The following is a 20,187-nucleotide window of genomic DNA, read 5'->3' on the forward strand; positions in this document are numbered from 1 at the left end:
GTGTTGAACGGGATTGTCAGGGAACGGCTCGCCCTGACAATGCCTGCTTATATGTATCGCACGACAATCAATGGGGCGAGCCATGGCGAAGCAGGACATTGAGATAGAGACCGGAGACGGCGTGGCGAAGGCGGGATTGTTCCGTTCGGCGACTGTTTCCCCGGTCAAGGCCGGTATCATTCTCTACATGGACGCCTTCGGTCCGCGACCGGCGCTCGACGCAATGGCGGAGCGGCTGGCGGGTGAGGGCTATGCGGTGCTGGTGCCGGATCTTTTCTATCGCAAAGCACCCTACGGGCCGTTCGAGCCCAAGACCGCTTTCGTCGTCGAGGAGACCAAGGTCGCGCTGACGGCGTTGGTCCACGGCACGACACAGCACATGACCATCCGCGACAGCAGGGCGTTCCTCGACACGCTTACCGCTGAAGGTGTCACCGGACCGGTCGGTGTCGTCGGATACTGCATGGGCGGGGCGCGGGCCTTGAATGCGGCTGCAACCTATCCCGATCGCATCGTGGCGGCGGCAAGCTTCCATGGCGGCAATCTGGCCAGCGATGCCGCCGACAGTCCGCACCGCAAGGCTGCAATGATCAAGGCGCGGGTCTATGTCGGAACGTCTGGGGTGGACCGCAGCTTTCCGCCGGAGCAGTCGGCTCGACTGGCCGAGGCGCTGCGCGTGGCGGAAGTCGACCACGTCATCGAAAACTATGCCGGCATGGCGCATGGCTGGTGCGTGTCGGATCACAGCGTCTTCAACGCGGCCGGCGCCGAGCGCCACTGGAAGCGACTGACGACGCTGTTCGCCGAGACGCTGATCTAACGAGGCGTTGCCTGAAGTCGCAACGAACGGGTAGAGACTGCACGATTGGCGCGGCCTGTTAAAACAGCGCCAGTCGAGCGGGAACGAACAGCCTGATGCAATCCTATGATGTCGTGGTGATCGGCGCCGGTGCGGCCGGAATGATGTGCGCCATCGAGGCGGGCAAGCGCGGCCGCTCGGTCCTGGTGCTCGATCACGCGACAAAGCCCGGCGAGAAGATCCGCATCTCCGGCGGCGGCCGCTGCAACTTCACCAACATCCATGCGAGCCCGAAGAATTTCATCTCGGGCAATCCGCATTTCTGCATTTCGGCGCTCAGCCGCTACACGCAGCGCGATTTCATCGGGCTCGTCGAACGCCACGGCGTCGCCTATCACGAGAAGACGCTGGGACAGCTGTTTTGCGATGGCTCGGCGCGGCTGATCATCGACATGCTGGTCTCCGAAATGCAGGATGGGGGCGTGGAACTTGCGCTGTCGACCGAGGTGAGGAACGTCAGCAAGGCCGCGGACGGTTTTGTGCTGACGCTCTCCACTGGCAGCGTCGCCTGCAATTCTCTGGTCGTGGCTTGCGGGGGCAAGTCGATCCCCAAAATGGGCGCGTCCGGTTTCGGCTACGAGCTTGCTGCGCAATTCGGCCTTGCGGTGGTGGAAACACGGCCGGCGCTGGTGCCGCTTACCTTCGACGCAAGAACGCTGGAGCGGCTGGCGCCTTTGGCCGGCAATGCCGTCGATGCCGAAGTCGCCTGCGGCAAGACGCGGTTTTCAGAAGCGATGCTGTTTACGCATCGCGGCTTGAGCGGGCCTTCCATCCTGCAAATATCGTCCTATTGGCGCGAGGGCGACGAGATCCGCATCGCCATGCTGCCGGGGAGGGATGTGGCGGAACTGCTTCGCGCCGCCCGGCGCGTCAACGGCAGGCAAGCGGTGCAGACGGTGCTTGCAAACCATTTGCCGAAGCGCCTTGCGCAAGCAGTCGCCGAGCGCAGTGGGATCGATGGCAATCTCGCTGATTTGACAGACCTGCAAATGAAAACCGTCGAAGCCGCCGTCAACGACTGGCGCATCAAGCCGGCCGGCTCCGAGGGTTACCGCACGGCGGAAGTGACGCTTGGCGGTGTCGATACCAACGGGCTCGATCAGAAGACGATGCAGGCGAAATCCGTGCCGGGGCTGTTTTTCATCGGCGAAGTCGTCGATGTCACGGGCTGGCTGGGCGGCTATAATTTTCAGTGGGCTTGGTCGTCCGGCTGGGCCTCGGGCCAGGTGTGCTGATATTCAGGTGAGGCCGGCCTGCAAACGACGGCTTTCTGTGCTTCCGGTGCTCGCGTACCAAAAGTACGCTCCGCTCCGGTTCTCGAAATCCATCGTTTTCGGCTCGGCCTGACCTGAATCTCAGCGCACCTGTTGCGCGTGTATCCGTCGCCTCGGAAAAAAATCTTTCCATAACCCCAAGGATTGGCCATTAGCCTTCGTCCAACAGGCAAATGATGGCGATGATGCTGGATGAAAGCGAAGCCTCCGACGCCGAATTGATCGGGCGGGCGAAGGGCGGAGACAGGGGTGCCTTCGGCAAATTGCTGGAGCGGCACTACGACTTCGTCTATCGCGCCGCCTATCGCTGGTGCGGAAAGAAGGCCGATGCCGAAGACATCGCCCAGGAGGTCTGTGTCCGTCTCGGCAAGGCGATCCGCGACTACCGCGGCGGCGGCGCGTTCACGACATGGCTCTATTCCGTGACGCTGAACGCGGCGCGCGACATGATGCGCAAGACCACGCGCGAAAACGTCAAGGCCGAGGCTTTCGGCGCCTACAGCATGATTTCGGGAGAGGCCTCGGCCGAGCCCGAAGATCCCTCTGAGGCGCTCTGGGCAGCGGTGCGGCAATTGCCGGACAAGCAGCGCGACGCAGTACTTCTGGTCTATGGCGAAGGGTTGAGCCATGCGGCCGCCGCCGAGGCGTTGGCAATCTCGGAGACGACGGTTTCCTGGCACATCCATGAAGCGAAGAAACGGCTGAAGACGTTGATGCGTTCAGCCGGGGAAGTGTGACCATGGTCGACGACAACGAACTCAACAGGCTGCGCGACGCAGCAGTACCGGCGCCGGGCGAAAGCGCGAAGGCACGCGCCTTCGAAGCCGCCATGAGCGCCTATGATCAGGAAAATATTTCTGCCGTCACCCAAGGATCGGTCGGCGGGCTTCGTCTCACAGAGCGAGCACAAAAGCTCTGGAGCGAGATCATGCAAAAGAAACTCATCGCCACGCCAGCCATTGCCGGGCTCGTCGCCCTGCCGATCGCCGGATACGCCACCTTCCACATGCTGAGGGAACAGCCGTTGCCGTTCGGTAGCGACGAGAAGATCACTGAGACGCTGGCCGACAAGCCGGCAACCAATGGGCCGGCGATCAACGCGCCGGTAAAAGACAAGCAGGCGCCTGAAGGCGACAAGAAGGCCGACGCCGATGTGCGAAGCCGCGACACCACCACGCCACCCGCGCCGCCGAAGCCCGAATCGACCGTTGCTGTCGCCCCGGCGCAGCAGGATGCGCTGGGACGCGGCGTGTTGGCCGAGCCTGCGCCAGTTGAGAGCCGCGAGTTTTCGCTTGACGGCACCGCTGCTCCGGCCGGCGGCGCGCGGGTCAACCGCATGGCCGGCGCGACCGAATCCAAGTACCTGGCACAGCCTTCGACGATGCCGGCCGACCAGATTGCGCCGCAGGAGCCAAACCGCGACCGCGTCGAGGATTTCAAGACCAATCCGGTGCATGCAGCCCTTCAGGATCCGGTCTCGACCTTCTCGATCGACGTCGACACGGCTTCCTATTCCTTCGTCCGCGGCTCGCTGAAGCAGGGCTACCTGCCGCAGGCCGATACGGTCCGCGTCGAGGAGATGGTCAATTACTTCCCCTATGACTGGAAGGGTCCGGACTCGGCTTCGACGCCGTTCAACTCGACCGTCAGCGTCATGCCGACGCCGTGGAACGGGCACACCAAGCTGATGCACGTCGCCATCAAGGGCTTCGACATCAAGCCGGTCGAGCAGCCCAAGGCCAATCTGGTGTTCCTGATCGACGTCTCGGGTTCGATGGATGAGCCGGACAAGCTGCCGCTGCTCAAGTCGGCTTTCCGGCTGCTGGTCAGCAAGCTCAAGGCGGACGACACCATCTCGATCGTCACCTATGCCGGTGACGCCGGCACCGTGCTGATGCCGACCAAGGTCACCGAGAAGGACAAGATCCTCAACGCCATCGACAATCTGCAGCCGGGCGGCTCGACGGGCGGCGAGGCGGGTATCAAGGAAGCCTACAAGCTTGCCCAGCAGTCCTTCGTCAAGGACGGCATCAACCGTGTGATGCTGGCCACGGACGGCGACTTCAATGTCGGCCAGACCGATGACGACGATCTGAAGCGACTGATCGAGCAGGAGCGCAAGACCGGCGTCTTCCTGTCGGTGTTCGGCTTTGGACGCGGCAATCTGAACGACCAGATGATGCAGACCATCGCCCAGAACGGCAACGGCACCGCCGCCTATATCGACACGCTGGCCGAGGCCGAGAAGGTTCTGGTCGAGGATGCCTCCTCGACGCTGTTCACCATCGCCAAGGACGTCAAGATCCAGGTCGAGTTCAATCCGGACAAGGTCTCGGAGTACCGGCTGATCGGCTATGAAACCCGCGCCTTGAACCGCGAGGACTTCAACAATGACCGCGTCGATGCCGGCGATATCGGCTCCGGTCATTCGGTGACGGCCATCTACGAGATCACGCCGAAGGGCAGTGGCGGCGAGCAGATGGATCCGCTGCGCTACGGCCAGGCCGCGGTCGACAATGGCGGCGTCGCCAACGCCGACGAATATGCCTTCGTGAAAATCCGCTACAAGCTGCCGAACGAAGACGTCTCGAAGCTGATCACCACGCCGGTGACGTCGGCCAACGAGGTCGCGTCCTTCGACCAGGCCAGCACCGACCAGCGTTTCTCCGTCGCTGTCGCCGCCTTCGGCCAGAAGCTGCGCGACGAGGATGCGACCGCGAAGTTCGGCTACGACAAGATCATGGAGATTGCCACCGCCGCCCGAGGAGCCGACCCGTTTGGGTACAGGTCCGAGTTCCTTTCGCTTGTGCGCCTTGCCTCGGCGCTCGGCGGTAACCGGTAGTGCCAATACAGCCGGTTCCTTTCAGACGGGGGTCGTTCTGATACGGGGAACCGGCTACGGGCGGGTGAGGCAGGCCGGCGGGGGAAACCCTGCCGGCCTTTTTTCGGATCGATTGATCCGAAGCGCACCGATGATCCGCCTGATCGTTAAATTGCGCGGCTTTTCCGGAACGTCATCGCAATGCCCTGCTATTATTGCATGGGGTCGGGACTGGGCTTGGGGAGCCGGGAATTGCAGATCATGAACATTGGAAACACGACGCCGGCGGTGAGACACACGCAGGCGTCGGGAACGCTGTCGCCAGAATCCAGGCGCATCATGGATGACGTTGACGCAGCCCGGAATACCGCAAAGTCGGCGCTGACCAATGACCGCTTTCGCGTCATGCTGGAGCAGATCGGCAATCCGCAGTCGTCGGGTGACCTGGTGACGATGAGTGGCAACGCCAACGGCACCGCCCTGGATTTCAAGACGGCGCTATCGCGTTACGCTGAAAACAGCGAATAAGTTCGATATCAGGCGCGGCTGCGGCGGCGTTCGCGGCGGGCTTCGCTGGTCTCGGCGGTGTTTTCCGTCGCCACCTTGTTGCGCATCGGACCGATGCGCTCGACGATCGCCGTGACGGTCGGGCGTTCGGATTTGGTGTGCGCGTCGAGCGCCTTGCGCATGGCGGCAAGGTGCTGGAACGACGTGCCGCAGCAGCCGCCGATGATCTTCGCGCCGCCATCCACCGCCAGCCGGACATAGTCGGCCATCAGCTCCGGCGTGCCGGAATAATGGATCTCGGTGCCACGAAATTCGGGAATGCCGCAATTGCCCTTGACGATCACCGTCGCTTCCGGCTTCGCCTCGGTCATGTCGAGCAGCGAGGCCAGGATGTCGGAGGCGCCGACACCGCAATTGGCGCCGACACCGAGCGGTGTCTCTGAAAGTCCGTCGACGACGCCGTGGATATCCCTGGGCAGCAGGCCCATCATGGTGCGGCCGGCAGTGTCGAACGAACCGGTATAGGTGTAGGGCAGGCCGACGCGGATGGCGGCCTCCGCCGCGGCGCGGATTTCGTCCGGCGCAGACATGGTCTCGATCCAGGCGACTTCGGCGCCGCCTTCCTTGAGACCCTCGATCTGCTCGGCAAAAGCCTCGACTGCTTCGTCATAGGTCATGGCGCCGAGCGGCACCAGCAACTCGCCGGTCGGGCCGACCGAGCCGGCGACGATGACTTTCCTGCCGGCCTTGTCGGCGACCGCGCGGGCAATCTCGGCGGCGCGCTTGTTCAGCGCATGCACGCGGTCCTGCGCATGGTGCAGCTTCAGCCGGTGGCGCGTGCCGCCGAACGAGTTGGTGAGAATGATATCGGCGCCAGCGTCGACGAAATTCTGGTGCAGGCTGGTGATGGTATCGGGCGCTGTCTCGTTCAGCAACTCCGGCGCTTCGCCGGCCTCCAGACCCATGGCGAACAGATTGGTGCCGGTGGCGCCATCGGCGAGCAGCACGCCCTTTTCGGCCAGCAGAGCATCGATGGGATTGTTCGCGTTCATCGGATCGGCTTTCAGATATTTGAATGGAATAAGGATATAAAGAAGTCTTTATGTCCAGTCAATGTGTTTGCAACCTGCAATGCCGCGCGGCGCACCTTTCCGGGGCGTTGGCGATCAGGCAGAACCCGATGGAAATGACGCGCCGGCAAGATTGCGCGCGTAGGCGACGGCCTCATGCGGGTTGATGTCGGCGGCGCGGATCAGATTGTCGAAATGCTGGGTCAGCGCCTGTACCGGCTGGGTGGCGTTCAGCACCACATACATGTCGCCGACATAGATGGCGGCGCGGTAGGGACCGAAGATTGTCAGCGGGATCGAATAGCGCATGCGGCCGTCATAGAGGAACAGGCGGAAGGTGGGGTAGAGATCGTCAAGCAGCGTCGCCATATGGGCAAGCTGCTGCCGGCGGTCAGCCTCGGGAAAGCGGTCCCAGACGCCCAGGCCGCGGGCGAAAATCTCCAGTGTGTGGCGCGGCATGCAGACCTCCATGTCGGTCTCAGGGCGCCGGTTGTACTCGATGCGGTACTGCGTCTCGCTGGCCTGCGCCAGACGGCTGCGGTTGGTGATGTTGGCTTCGTAGTCGACCAGCTGGCGTGTGCGCAGGAGATCGGGAATGCCGGCCGGCACATAGCGGATCTTGGTGCCTGCGGCCTCGGCGAACCATTTGGCGAGCAGCGTGCGGTCGAAGCCGTCGGGCGCCTCTTCGATCTCCAGGCTTTCGCGGATTTCGCCGGTGACGCCTTCATCCTGGGAGAGGCCGAGCAGCCAGTCCAGCGAGATCTTGAATTCGGCGGCGATGTTGAGCAGCGTTTCGGCACGTGGCAGGCGCGTCGAGGCGCCGGACATCAGTTGCGACAGCGCCGACCGGTCGATGCCGACTGCTGACGCGAAAGCTGACTGGTTGAGATCGGACCGTGTCAGGAGCAGCTTCAGGCGCTCCCGGAAGATTGCCGAAAGGTCCCGTTTGTCCACTCTTCGTTCTCCGCACTCTCTTAGGAAAAATTTGCGCCCGAGCGGTCGAATCAGCACTTCCAGCGTAAATGAATCCGTAGGATTGTTTACAATGCATAACATCTGCGGTCAAAAATGCGCAATCGCAACATTTTGTACACTTTGTCTCGTTGAGCGGAATCGCTTCTCCTGACACTATGCTGTCAGGAACAATTCCGGCGACTGAGGGACAGTGGTCGATAGCATGACAGGCAAGCGCATCAAGCGACGCGACGCAGCGGCCATCGAGTGGCCGACCGTGGTCCTCGCTTTCTTCTGTTACGGAATGTGGCTCGCTGCCGGGCTCCTGCTCTGGCCCTCTTATCCGATCCCGGCACTTCTTCTCCTCGGCTTCATCCTGGCCTTGCAGTCGTCGATCATGCACGAAGTGCTGCATGGCCATCCGACGCGCAGCGCGCTCATCAACGAAGCCTTCGTCTTCCTGCCGATCGGCCTGGTCTGGCCGTTCCGTCGCTTCAAGACGCTCCATTTGCGCCACCACGCCGACGAGCGCCTGACCGATCCGCTCGACGATCCCGAGAGCTATTACCAGGCGTTGTGGATGCATGACGATCTGCCGCCGACGATGAAATTCCTGCTCAAGATCAACAACACCATGGCCGGCCGTTTCTTTCTCGGCCCCTGGCTGTCCTGCATCGGTTTCTTCGTCGACGACGCCAGGCATGTGATTGCCGGCGATAAGGTGATCGGCAAGGCATGGCTGCTGCATGCGATCGGCCTCGCCATCGTGGTGCCGATCGTGCAGTTCGGCTTCGGCATTCCGGTATGGCTCTACATTCTGGTGCCGGTCTGGCTCGGCCAGTCGCTGATCGCGGTCCGGACTTTCGCCGAACATCAGTGGTCCGAGCACCCTGAAGGACGCACGGTGATCATCGAGCGCTCGCCGCTGTCGTTCCTGTTCCTCAACAACAATCTGCACTTCGTTCACCACAAGACCCCGACCGTTGCCTGGTACAGGCTGCCAAAACTGTTTGCCGACCGCCGCGACGAGTGGCTGCGGATGAACAATGGCTACGCCTATCCGAACTATTTCGCACTGATCAAGGCCTACGCCTTCAAGGCCAAGGAGCCGATCGTGCACCCGGTGCTGCGCCGCCAGCCCGAGCCGGGCAGGGCGTTCAAGCCGCGCATCAGGGCGCGCAGCATCAGCGGGCTTGGCAGCGCGCCGGTTCCGGCCGAGCCGCCGAAGGAATAATCCCCGGACTTCCCGAACCCGTGTCGGCCAATTCTGATTGGACGCCGCGTTTTTGCGATCCTTTCCCGAGCCATGATGATTGAGTGTCGGCATGAGTGATTTGGTTGCGGCATTGCCGATGTATGACTGGCCCGAAGTGCGCGGCGAGGTCGACGCGCAATGGGCAGCGTTGCGCGATGCTTTTCGGCACAAGGGCGTCGATGGGCCGCAGACAATCGTGCGCCGCAATGGCGACCTGCCGCCGGTGCCGGGCGGTATCCACGACGCCGAGGGCAGACTGATCGCGCCCGATCCGGCGATACTGCCGCCGGACGAACTCGACCATCACCAGCTTTGGCTGCATCCGGCGCTGCTGTTCGCGCAGACCTGCTGGGGGCCGATGGAACTCGGCCTGAGCAAGCATGTGCAGGTGGTCGGCCAGCCGAGCTACGACGCTTACGAGGGCGGCGAAGGCGAACTCTATTCGAGCGCGCTGGTGATGCGGACGGGCGAGGGACCGGAGGTTCGCTCGCCCGCGGATGGCAAAGCCTCGCTGCCGCTCGATCTGATGCGCGGCAAGCGTTTTACCTACAACAGCCTCGATTCGATGTCGGGCATCATTGCACTGGCGCGCGATCTGCAGGCCGCCGGCGAAAGCCTGGATATCTTTTCCTCGCGCAGCGAAAGCGGTGGCCATCGCGGCTCGATCGTCGCGGTCGCCGAGGGCAAGGCGGATATAGCTGCCATCGACTGTGAGAGCTGGGCGCTGGCGCAGCGTTTCGAACCTGCGGCAAACGCCGTGAAGGTCGTCGGCTGGACGGCAAGGCGCAAAGGCCTGCCCTACATCACCGCCAGGACGACGCCGGAAAAGACGCTCAAGGCTCTGCGCGAGACGCTTGCCGGATCAGCCGAGCAGCCTCGCATCCAACGGGTAGGTTGAAAGCTGCTCGTTACCGGTCTCGGTGATCAGGATCTGTTCCTCGATCTTGACGCCCTCATGGCCGCCGAGACGGCCGATATAGCTTTCCACGCACAGCACCATTCCCGGCTCCAGCGCGCCGTCGGGCGTGTCCGGCGTCCAGTCGCTTGCATGCGGCAGGGTCGGGTACTCGTCGGCCAGGCCGACGCCGTGATAGAGCACGCCGTAGCGTGTCGGGAAGCAATCTCCCGGCGGCACCACGGAGCGTTCGACCAGATCGCGAAAGGATATGCCGGGCTGCATCAATTGCGTGTTGTGGGCGATCTGGTCGGCGGCGATGCGGAAGAGGTCCCGTTGCTCGTTCGACGGCCTGGCGTCACCGCAAAGCCAGGTGCGGGAGAGATCGGCGCAGAAGCCGTAGGGGCCGATCAGGTCGGTGTCGAAGGCGACGAGGTCGCCTGCTTCGATCACCCGCGATGAGCATTCCTGGAACCACGGATTGGTGCGCGGCCCCGAGGCAAGCAGCCGGGTTTCGATCCATTCGCCGCCGCGCGCAATGTTGCCGCGGTGGAGTTCGGCCCACAATTCGTTTTCGGAAATGCCCGGCGTCAGCGCCTTCTCCATTTCACCCATCGCCGCTTCGCAAGCGACGATTGCGCGGCGCATGGCGAGGAGCTCGTCCGGCGATTTGATCAGCCGCGCATTTTCCATCACCGCTTCGCCATCGCCAATCGAGATGCCGAGCCGGGCGAGTTCCTCGACGCCTTCCGGGTTGATGTGGTCGACCGCAATGCGGCTGTTGCCGCCGCCATGCTCCTTGACCAGATCGGCGATGCCGGCCGCCCAGCGGCGGACTTTGTGCTCGGTCAGCTCACCGCCATAGAGGTACATCCACGACACTGCCGGCCGCACCTCGTCGACGACGCCGGAATGGTCGGACAGATGCTCGCAGGAGAAATAGTCGAACAGCACCACGGGTCCCTCAGTGGCGATGAAGCAGTGGCGGGTCGGATTGTGCGCGACCCACAGCTGCATGTTGGTCGAATCGGTGGCGTAGCGGATGTTGACGGGGTCGTAGAGCAGCGCGCCGGCGTAGTTTCGGCGCTTCAGTTCGGCGCGGATGCGCTCGAGCCGGTATTGGCGCATAGCGGCAAGATCGGGCGCGGCGATGCCTGCCGCTTGCCATTCGGTTTCAGCCAGCGCGCCATAGCCCAGCACATGCTGGTTCAGCGACGCCGCCTTCTGGCGCGAGGCGTCGCGCAAGGCTTCGACGGAGCCCGGCTCGAACGGCATGATCTTGCGGTGACGGCCGAACCCTTGTTTCTCCACCCGACGCCTCCCTGCCGACTTACTGTGGCGCTGCGCCCGCGGCCGCTTTCTTCAGCCGCGTGACCGTCAGCGTGCGGGTGGGCGGCTCGCTGTCGAACAGCATCGGAACGACCAACTGCTGCGGCGAGCCGTCAGCGACATAGCCGGCCTCGCTCAAGGCCCGCAGGATGCCCTCGGGAGGTTCCTTGTCATTGGCCATCACGAGCACCGCCGGCTCGATCAGCAAATGGCCGAAGTCCGGCATCTCGTCGTCGAGCACGACCAGATCGGGATCGACAAGACGCAGATTTCCCACCCAGTGCCAGCTCGATATCGCCGTGCGAACCGGACCGTTTGCCGTCAGCTGGCCATAGAGCGACTGGTAGTCGACACGCACGATGCTGCCGCGGCTGTCGCCGCCATTGAGGTGCGTGTACCAGGTCACCGGCAGCACGAGGATGGCAAGCGTTGCGCCGACAAAGACGACGACGTCCTGCACCTTCCTTCCCTTGTCGCCTCTGGCATCCATCCGCAAGGCCAGCGCGACCGGCAGCAACACAAGGATGGGAAGCATCCAGCGATCGCGAAATTGCGTCGTCCCGCTCGCCAGGACGAGCACGATGGTCATCGCCAGGGCAAAAGCGATGGTGCGCCACACCAGTTTCTCGGTCCATGGCGCCGGTTGCAGCGCGGGCGCTGGCTTTTTCCATGCGATGAGCAAAGCCGCGACGAATATGCCGGCCGGCAACACGGCGAAATACAGGATAGCCTTGCCCAGTCCGCGCATTCCGTAGAATGCGGTTTGTATGGCGCTTTCTCCTCTGCCCATGCCGAAGCCGCCGCTGTGCGACAGCAACTGGTCGGTGTAGGTCAGGTTCCAGTAGAGCGTCGGCAGGCAAAGCAGCACCGCCACGACAAGGCTGATCGAAAACCGGCGGTTGAGGATGACGCCGCGCGTTTCGCGCAGCGACAGGGTGGACAGCATCAGCGCGCCGAGAAAGATCGCGTTGTTGTATTTCGACAGGATGGCGGCGGCCATCGCCACGCCAAACAGCACATAGGTGGCCAGCGAACGCCGCTGCACCAGTTCAACGAGCGCAAGAAACAGCACCACTGAAAAACAGAAAGCGGCGATCGAGTGGGTGAGGGCGTGCTGCATCTCCCACACCATCTGCGGAAACAACAGCAGGCCGAACAATGCGGCGGCGCCAGCGCGGCTGGAATAGCCCAGGCGGCGGACAGCGATGAAAACCGACGCCAGCGCCGCTCCGATCAGCAGGTACTTCACGATCTTGAGCGCCAGGATGTTCGTTCCGACCACGGCGGCGACGAGGCGGGCAAGCCAGGTGTAGAGCGGCGGCTGCGAGCCGCCATAGCCAGCCCAGAGGTAGTGCATGTACATCAGCTGTTCGGAATCGTCGACGCCGACACCGGTTCCTACGACATGGGACAGCAGCGCCATCACCACGATCTGGACGACGCAATAGACCGCGACGCAGACCAGTGCGGCGTTGAAGGGACCGACCTTGCCTTCGCCGAGCCAGTCCGTCCATTTCTCTAGATACTGCAAGGGGATCGTCTTCTCATCGAGGGAAAATGCCTGCGGCCAACTGCCGAAGGCCCCTTACACGATCTCACGCTCCCTGTCGCCTTTTCAGGTCCGCATCTTCTTGCCGCTGGGGTCGAAGGGCGCCTCGACATTGATGCGCGCCGGACGCCGGTGGCCGAGGATCTCGATCTCGAACAGTCCGGCACTTTCGTCCTCGGCGAGTGCCGCCGGCACATAGCCCTGCGCCATCGACTTCTGCACATAGTGCGCATAACCGCCCGAGGTGACCCAGCCGACCACGCGCCAGTCGCGGTCGACGATGCCGCGCACGGCGGAAGCTCCTTCGGCAGCCTTTGAGCCACGCACTTCCTTGCCTGCCGTATCGAAGCGTGGCGCGCCATAGCCATGCGGCTTTTCCACCGTGCCATAGTCCTTGCCGACCTTGGCCCAGATCGGCTCGTCGCCCATGACATCGGCGTCGGCCGCATCGATGATGAAGGAGACACGGCGCAGTTTCGGTCCTTCCGCCTGTTCCTTGGCGGCGGCCTCGCGGCCGATGAAGTCGTTCTTCTCCAGCTTGATGAAGCGGTCCATCCCGCCTTCGAACGGGCCGTAGATCGGCCGCAGCTCGCGGTACCAGGTCGGGAAGTTCTTCTCCAGGCGCATGGAGAGCAAAGCGCGCATGCCGAAATCGACGAGGCCGAACTCCTCGCCGGCGTCCTTGATCGCCTTGTAGACCAGGCGCTCATAGGCCGGCGCCATCCAGATTTCATAGCCGAGATCACCGGTATAGGTGATGCGGTTGACCATGCAGGGCGCGCCGCCGACCGCCATTTCGCGGAAATCCATGAAGCGAAACGCCTTGGTCGAGATGTCGACATCGACCAGCTTCTGCAAGAGATCGCGCGATTTCGGCCCGGCGATCGACAGGCCGACGAGCGTCTGATCGAAGCGGTGGATGCGCACCGAACCATCCTTCGGCAGGTGCTTTTCGAACCAGCGCATGTGGTACTTCTGCGCTGCGGACGAACCCCAGATCATAAATCTGTCTTCGCCTGCCTTGGCGATGGTGAAGTCGCCGATCAGCTTGCCGAACTCGTTGATCATCGGCGTCAGCACGATGCGGCCGATCTTCGGCATGCGGTTGGTCATCAGCCGGTTGAGGAAATCCTCAGCCGCAGGTCCCGACACTTCGTATTTGGCGAAGTTGGCGATTTCGGTGACGCCGACGCGTTCGCGCGTGGCGCGCACTTCCTCGCCGATAGGACCGAAATCGTTTGAGCGGTGGAAGGAGACGACGTCCTTCGGCTCCTTGCCCTTCGGCGCGAACCACAGCGGGGTCTCCAGGCCCCAGCTATCGCCCATTACGGCGTTGTTGGCGAGCATCGTGTCATAGAGCGGGGTGGTTTGTGCAGGGCGCGCAGCCGGCAGCTCTTCATTGGGGAAGCGGATGGAGAAGCGGCGCGAATAGTTTTCGCGCACCTTTGCGTTGGTGTAGCGCAGGCCGGCCCACTCGCCGAAGCGGGCGACATCCATGCCCCAGACGTCGAAGCCGGGATCGCCATGCACCATCCAGTTGGACAGCGCGAGGCCGACGCCGCCGCCCTGGCTGAAGCCGGCCATGACGGCGCAGGCGCACCAGAAATTGGTCAGGCCCTGCACCGGCCCGACCAGCGGATTTCCGTCGAGCGCGAAGGTGAAGGGGCCGTTGATGATCTGCTTGATGCCGGCTTTCTCGATGCCGGGGAAATGCTTGAAGCCGATCTCCAGCGACGGCGCGATGCGGTCGAGGTCGGGCGGCAGCAGTTCATGGCCGAAATCCCACGGCGTATTGACCGGCGACCAGGGTTTGCAGGCTTTTTCATAGGTGCCGAGCAGGATGCCGTTGCGCTCTTGGCGGGTGTAGATCTCGCCCTTGAAGTCGAGCACGCCGATCATCTCGCGGCCGGTCGATTTGTTGAATTCCTCGACCTCGGGCATCGGCTCGGTGAGCAGGTACATGTGCTCCATGGCCAGCACCGGCAGTTCGACGCCGACCATGCGGCCGATCTCGCGCGCCCACAGGCCGCCGCAGTTGACGACATGCTCGGCGTGGACGGTGCCCTGTTCGGTGACGACGTTCCAGGTGCCGTCAACTTCCTGCGTCAAGTCGACGACGCGGTTGCGCAGCACGATCTCGGCGCCCAGCTTCTTGGCCGCCTTGGAGTAGGCGATCGTCGTGCCGGAGGGATCGAGATGGCCTTCGACCGGATCCCACATGGCGCCGACGAAATTGGTCTCGTCCATCAGCGGGAACATCGCCTTGGCTTCGGAGGGCGTGATCAGCTCGGTGTCCATGCCGAGATAGCGGCCCTTGGCGTGGGCCAGGCGCAGAAAATCCATGCGCTCGGGCGTATCGGCCATCATCACGCCGCCGGTCAGATGCAGCGAGCAGGACTGGCCGGAGATTTCCTCGATCTCCTTGTAGAGCTGCACCGTATAGGCCTGCAGTTTGGCGACGTTGGGATCGCCGTTCAGCGTGTGGAAGCCGCCGGCTGCGTGCCAGGACGAGCCGGAGGTGAGCTCGGACCGCTCGATCAGCATGATGTCGGTCCAGCCGGCCTTGGCCAGATGGTAGAGCACCGAGCAGCCAACGACGCCGCCGCCAATGACAACCGCTTTTACATGAGATTTCATGAGAGATAGGTCCGTTTTTTAAGAGATTGAATCGAATGGGCGTGGCGTGAAAACAAAGCGGAGATCGGCCGCAGCGACGTTCTCGGCCAACCTGCCATCAAGCGCGGCAAGGATGGTTTCGCAGACGGAAGTGCGATGGTTCAGGACGTCATGGTTCCAGAGACGCAGGATCGAATGGCCTTGCGCGCGCATGAAATCGTCACGGCGACGGTCATAGGAGCTGCCGGCGTGTTGATGGCCGTCGATTTCCACGACAAGCCATTTTTCGCGGCAGGCGAAGTCTGCAAAAAAGGGTCCGATGGAAAACTGGCGGGTGAAGCGATAGCCGCCAAGCTTGCGCGCCTTCAATTCAAGCCATAGCAATGCTTCCGCCTGATTGCCGCCTTGCCTCAGCGTTCGCGCGCGTTGGGTGGTGCCCATCTTGCGGCGACTGCGGGTTTCATGAGCGCCGTCCCCCACTCCGTCGCCGCTTCGCGGCGCCACCTCTCCCCCCTCCGGAGGGAGAGGAAGGGAGCCAGCCCGCATAAATTCGCGCCCTTGCATAGGCTCGCGCCTTTCCTCTCCCCCGTCGATCGGGGGAGAGGTGTCGAGCGAAGCTCGACGGAGTGGGGGTCGACTGTTCATCAACAACATTGATCAAAAATCGGTCGGCGCGCCGCCTTCGGCCGTGCGCTTTTCGACGAAGTCGTTGAGCTCTTCGCGGATCGCCGGGTCCATATAAGGTTCCTCGTAGGATGCCAGCCGCTCCTTCCAGACCTTGTTGGCCTTTTCCAGCGCGGTCGGCGATCCGGCTTCGGCCCAGGTCTCGAAATTGCGCCAGTCGGAGAGGATGGGCGAGTAGAAGGCGGTCTTGTAGCGGTCCTGCGTGTGCTGGGTGCCGAAGAAATGGCCGCCGGGGCCGACCGACTGGATGGCGTCGAAGCCGAGCGCTTCGTCGGACAGGTCGAGCGGGGTGAGGAACTCGGCCACCATCTGCAACAGGTCGATGTCCAGGATGGTCTTCTCGTAGGAACAGCGCAGGCCGCCTTCGAGCCAGCCGGCGCCGTGCATCATCAGATTGCCGCCGCCCTGGATGGCGCCCCACAGCGAGAACACGCTTTCATAGGCTGCCTGCGCGTCGACGGTGTTGGCGGCGCAGGTATTGGAGGTGCGGTAGGGGATCTTGTAACGGCGGGCAAGCTGGCCGCCGACAAGCTGCGCCTTCATATATTCAGGCGTGCCGAAGGCCGGCGAGCCCGACTTCATGTCGACATTCGAGGTGAAGCCGCCATAGCCAACCGGCGCGCCCTTTCTCACCATCTGGGCAAAGGCGATGCCGGACAGCGCCTCGGCATTTTGCTGCACCAGCGCACCGGCGATGGTCACCGGCGCCATCGCGCCGGACAGGGTGAAGGGCGTGATGACGACGACCTGACCCTTGCTCGACATCTGGATGATGCCTTCCATCATCGGCACATCCAGTTTCAGCGGCGAATTGGTGTTGATGATGGTGAAGACGGACGGCTCTTCGAGCATCTGCTCATGGCTGATGCCGCGGGCGATCCTGGCGATCTCGATGCCGTCGACATTGCGCTCCTTGCCGAGCGAATAGATGTGGAACACCTTGTCGGTCAGCGTGGCGAGGTCGCGGATGCATTCGAGGTGGCGCACGGAAGGATGGATGTCGGTCGGCTCGACCGGATAACCGCCGGTGCAGTTCAGGATGTTGTGCATCTGCGCCAGACGCAGGAAGTTGCGGTAGTCCTGCTGGTTGCCCGGACGGCGGCCGCGATCGAGGTCGGAGCAGTTCGGTGCCGACGCCATCATCGACAGGATCACATTGTTGCCGCCGAAGCGCACATTGTGCGCCGGGTTGCGGGCATGGAGCGTGAATTCCGACGGGCAGTTGGAGATGAGATCGAGGATCATGTCGCTGTCGAAGCGCACGCGCTCGCTGCCCTCGCGGACATCGGCGCCGTTTTCCTTCATCATGCGGCGCGCTTCGTCATGCAGCACGTCGACGCCTATTTCCCTCAAGACGCGCAGCGAGGCGAGGTGGATCGATTCCAGCTCGTCGTCAGAGACCAGCTTGGTCGGCGTTAGCGGATTTCTCAGTTGCCGAAAAGCCGGCTGTTCGAAGGCGGCCGAGCCGCCGGCGCGCTTGCCCGCACGGCCACCGCGACGGGCCCGGTCGGTTGCCAAAGGCGGTTCGGCTGGATGCAGGGCGGCGGTCATGATGGTCCTCGTACGATGCTGGTAGCGGGCGGCATAATGGACCGGCGGCTGTCCGACCATTGCGGAGGCGGCGACCACTAGGACGAGGGAAGCGACATGCCCGAACGGCAGTCCGATAGTTGACAACCTTGCCGGGGATTAGCGGACAGGACGCGCCCACTGCGGCTCTTGGCGCAAGGGGATTTCAGGCGCGGCCCTTCCTTTCCCTAAATCGAACCGCTAGCTCAGTGGTTTGCCGCTGGATGGGCCGGCAATTCATGTGGAAGGCATCATGGCTGCGACCGGTTCGAGCGATGGCGAAGCGGGGACGCAATGGGCGGCGCTTGCCGGCGTAACTGCCGCCCTCGCGATGTTCGGTGCGGCGCAAGGGCTGAGCTCGCCGCTGTTTACGCTGCTGATGCAGAAGCAAGGCATGTCGCCGGCGCTGATCGGCTTGTCGGCAGCGATGATGCCGCTTGGCCTGATCCTTTCGGCCTCGTTCGTGCCGGCAGCCATTCGGCTGGTCGGCGCGCGCAACCTGGCTGTGGGTTGCTCATTGATTGGGGCGCTGTGCTTCCTCGGCATCGGCTACCTGCAGGACTGGGTGGGCTGGTTCGTCATCCGCTTCATCATCGGTATCGTCATCAACCCGCTCTATATACTGGGCGAAGTATGGGCGCTGTCGCTGGCGCCGCCGTCGCGCCGCGGCAGGGTGATGGGGGCATTCAACACCGTGCTGGGCGCTGGCTATGCTGCGGGGCCTTTGGTCCTGACCGCGGTAGGGATATCGGGCTGGGTTCCTTTCCTGGTCGGCATGGCCGGCTTCATCCTGTGCGCCGCGATCCTTCGTGCTGTTTCCTCAAGCCTCGCCGGCTTCGAGGATGACGGCCAATTGCCCGGCGGCTTTTTCGGTTTCGCCAGGCTGGCGCCGGCGCTGTTGTTTGCCGTGCTGGTTTCGGCGGCGGTCCAGCAGGGCACCTACGCATTGATGCCGGTCTTCGGTGCTGCCTATGGCCTGCCCGAAAGGACGCTGGCGGCCCTGGTGATGGCACTGTCGCTGGGAAACATCTTCCTGCAAATCCCGCTCGGCCTGCTTGCCGAGCGTTTCGGCGGGCGGGCGATGATCATCTTCTGTGCGTTGGCGACAACGGCCTGCGCGGTTTTGCTGCCGTTGTTGATCACGACGCCGGCGATCTGGCTCGTCCTTCTCGTCATGGGAGCGGTCGGCTATGGCGTCTACACCATGGCGCTGGTGGAGCTCGGCAGCCGCTTCAAGGGAACCGTGCTGGTCGCCGGTAACGCCGCCTTTGCCTTGATGTGGGGCGCCGGCGGCATTGTCGGCCCGCCCGGCGCCGGTGCGCTGATGCAGGTCATCGGTCCGCTCGGCCTGCCGGTGGTGATCGCCGGACTCGACGCGCTGCTGGTGAGCTTCGCGCTTTACCGATCGTTCAAGCGCCAAACTCCTGACAGGCCCAAAAACTCCTGACAGGCCCAAACTCATGACAGGCCTTGTCTGGAGCAAACGGTTTTTACCGGGGCGGGGCTTACCCGCGTCGGACAGAAAAGCTAGTCCTGAGCCTGGTTTAGGTGCCAATGATGAACCTGGCGGAAGCTGACAACGAGAAGATGCAGTGGGCGGCGATCAGCGGCGTGATCGCGACCGTCTCGGTGTTCGCCATCGCGCAAGGCCTGTCCTATCCGCTGCTGAGCTTCATCCTGCAACGCCAAGGCGTTTCGCCGGCCATCATCGGGCTCTCGGCGGCAATGACGCCGATCGGCTTCATTGTCTCGTCGCCGCTGATCCCGGCACTGGCGCGCCGGTTCGGGGCAGGGCGCACCGCGCTTACCTGCGCGGCGCTTTCGGCTATTGTGCTTGCGCTGATCGGCTGGACCCAGAATGTCTATCTGTGGTTTCCGCTGCGCTTCTTGATCGGGGTGGTGACCAACCCGCTCTATGTCTTGAGCGAAATCTGGGTCATTGCACTGGCGCCGCCATCGCGCCGCGGTCGCGTCATGGGTGTCTATTCAACCATCATCTCGGCCGGCTTCGCTGCCGGGCCGCTCTGCCTGCTCGTTGTCGGCACCGTGGGATGGCCGCCATTCCTGGTGGGGATCGCCGCCTTCATCTTCTGCGGCGCCTGCCTGGCGCTGGTGCTGCCGCAACTGCCGAAGGTCGACGAAGCCGGGCGCAGGGTTTCGGTCATGGGCTTCATGCCACTGGCATGGCTATTGCTGTCGGCGGTGGTCGTTGCCGCCGGTTTCGAACAGGGCGTGCTGGCGCTGCTGCCGGTCTACGGCACGCACTATGGCATCGCGGAAGCGCGCATGTCGGCGCTGCTGTCGGTGATGATCGCAGGCAACATCGCCATGCAGGTGCCGCTCGGCTTGCTGGCGGAACGGCTGACGGCGCGTCTGGTGCGATTCATCTGCGTCGTGGTGACGGTGCTGGGCTGCGCCCTGTTGCCGCTGCTCATCGAGACGCCGCTGATCTGGCCTTGCGTCTTTATCTGGGGCGCGGTCTCCTATGGCATCTACACCATGTCGATCATCGAGCTCGGCGAGCGCTTTACCGGCTCGGCGCTGGTCGCCGGCAATGCCGCCTTCTCCCTGATGTGGGGCATCGGCGGCATCGTGGTGCCGCCGCTGGCGGGTGGCGTCATGGATGTGATCGGCGCCTCCGGTCTGCCGATCACGCTGGGCGCGATTTGTCTGGCACTGGCTGTGGCCACGGTCCTGCGCCGGCGGATGGTTTGAGGCCGCATTCCCCCGATGACCTGACGTACCATCTTGAATAAAACCGCTTGCAACGCGATGTAGGCAGGGCTGCCCGCCACTAGCCTGGAG

The 20,187-nt window shown here is 63.2% G+C and carries 16 protein-coding genes; 9 read left to right on the forward strand and 7 right to left on the reverse strand.

Annotated elements, in window-relative coordinates:
* Positions 1–82: 82 nt before the first annotated feature.
* The 5 genes from X726_RS152720 to X726_RS152700 all read left to right on the forward strand — a co-directional run bounded on the left by X726_RS152720 (position 83) and on the right by X726_RS152700 (position 5,482).
* On the forward strand, positions 83–820 hold the full coding sequence (locus X726_RS152720) for a dienelactone hydrolase family protein (protein ID WP_023670405.1): 738 nt from the start codon (positions 83–85) through the stop codon (positions 818–820).
* 95 nt (positions 821–915) lie between these two features.
* Positions 916–2,094: an NAD(P)/FAD-dependent oxidoreductase gene (locus X726_RS152715; protein WP_023670406.1), complete on the forward strand. Its 1,179-nt coding sequence runs from the start codon at positions 916–918 to the stop codon at positions 2,092–2,094.
* Between the two features lie 215 nt (positions 2,095–2,309).
* Positions 2,310–2,870 carry an RNA polymerase sigma factor gene (locus X726_RS152710; RefSeq protein ID WP_031214993.1) on the forward strand — a complete coding sequence of 187 codons (561 nt, stop codon included), beginning with the start codon at positions 2,310–2,312 and terminating at the stop codon, positions 2,868–2,870.
* Positions 2,871–2,872: 2 nt separating this feature from the next.
* Positions 2,873–4,975: a VWA domain-containing protein gene (locus X726_RS152705; protein WP_031214994.1), complete on the forward strand. Its 2,103-nt coding sequence runs from the start codon at positions 2,873–2,875 to the stop codon at positions 4,973–4,975.
* 240 nt (positions 4,976–5,215) lie between these two features.
* Entirely contained in the window at positions 5,216–5,482 is a 267-nt protein-coding gene (locus tag X726_RS152700; RefSeq protein WP_031202677.1) for a hypothetical protein, read from the forward strand.
* Positions 5,483–5,490: 8 nt separating this feature from the next.
* Here the strand turns inward: X726_RS152700 and bmt are convergent, their stop codons facing one another.
* On the reverse strand, positions 5,491–6,513 hold the full coding sequence (bmt, locus tag X726_RS152695; RefSeq protein ID WP_023670410.1) for a betaine--homocysteine S-methyltransferase: 1,023 nt from the start codon (positions 6,511–6,513) through the stop codon (positions 5,491–5,493).
* 114 nt (positions 6,514–6,627) lie between these two features.
* Positions 6,628–7,485 carry a helix-turn-helix transcriptional regulator gene (locus X726_RS152690; protein WP_023670411.1) on the reverse strand — a complete coding sequence of 286 codons (858 nt, stop codon included), beginning with the start codon at positions 7,483–7,485 and terminating at the stop codon, positions 6,628–6,630.
* Between the two features lie 223 nt (positions 7,486–7,708).
* Between X726_RS152690 and X726_RS152685 the strand changes: the two genes are divergently transcribed.
* Together X726_RS152685 and X726_RS152680 are read left to right on the forward strand one after the other, a co-directional pair.
* Positions 7,709–8,719, forward strand: coding sequence for a fatty acid desaturase (locus X726_RS152685; RefSeq protein WP_023670412.1), 1,011 nt, complete (start codon positions 7,709–7,711; stop codon positions 8,717–8,719).
* 91 nt (positions 8,720–8,810) lie between these two features.
* Positions 8,811–9,638, forward strand: coding sequence for a PhnD/SsuA/transferrin family substrate-binding protein (locus tag X726_RS152680; RefSeq protein ID WP_023714355.1), 828 nt, complete (start codon positions 8,811–8,813; stop codon positions 9,636–9,638).
* Here the strand turns inward: X726_RS152680 and X726_RS152675 are convergent.
* The 5 genes from X726_RS152675 to X726_RS152655 all read right to left on the reverse strand — a co-directional run bounded on the left by X726_RS152675 (position 9,603) and on the right by X726_RS152655 (position 17,364).
* Entirely contained in the window at positions 9,603–10,910 is a 1,308-nt protein-coding gene (locus tag X726_RS152675; RefSeq protein WP_023670414.1) for a Xaa-Pro peptidase family protein, read from the reverse strand. The two genes, X726_RS152680 and X726_RS152675, sit on opposite strands and share 36 nt — an antisense overlap.
* Positions 10,911–10,965: 55 nt before the next feature.
* Positions 10,966–12,495: a glycosyltransferase family 39 protein gene (locus X726_RS152670; protein ID WP_023670415.1), complete on the reverse strand. Its 1,530-nt coding sequence runs from the start codon at positions 12,493–12,495 to the stop codon at positions 10,966–10,968.
* A gap of 84 nt (positions 12,496–12,579) precedes the next feature.
* A complete protein-coding gene (locus tag X726_RS152665) occupies positions 12,580–15,150 on the reverse strand; it encodes an FAD-dependent oxidoreductase (protein ID WP_023670416.1) in 2,571 nt (856 codons plus the stop codon).
* An 18-nt stretch (positions 15,151–15,168) separates the two neighbouring features.
* Entirely contained in the window at positions 15,169–15,633 is a 465-nt protein-coding gene (locus tag X726_RS152660) for a DUF559 domain-containing protein (RefSeq protein WP_023688130.1), read from the reverse strand.
* Between the two features lie 153 nt (positions 15,634–15,786).
* A complete protein-coding gene (locus tag X726_RS152655; protein ID WP_023710765.1) occupies positions 15,787–17,364 on the reverse strand; it encodes a trimethylamine methyltransferase family protein in 1,578 nt (525 codons plus the stop codon).
* A gap of 271 nt (positions 17,365–17,635) precedes the next feature.
* Here X726_RS152655 and X726_RS152650 point away from each other — a divergent pair, with 271 nt between their 5' ends.
* Positions 17,636–18,829, forward strand: coding sequence for an MFS transporter (locus X726_RS152650; protein WP_023688132.1), 1,194 nt, complete (start codon positions 17,636–17,638; stop codon positions 18,827–18,829).
* Between the two features lie 110 nt (positions 18,830–18,939).
* The gene (locus X726_RS152645; RefSeq protein WP_023730703.1) at positions 18,940–20,097 is read left to right on the forward strand and encodes an MFS transporter; all 1,158 of its coding nucleotides are present in this window, start codon (positions 18,940–18,942) and stop codon (positions 20,095–20,097) included.
* The last annotated feature ends 90 nt before the right edge of the window (positions 20,098–20,187 follow it).

This window comes from Mesorhizobium sp. LSJC285A00, assembly GCF_000503155.1.
Taxonomy (GTDB): Bacteria; Pseudomonadota; Alphaproteobacteria; order Rhizobiales; family Rhizobiaceae; genus Mesorhizobium.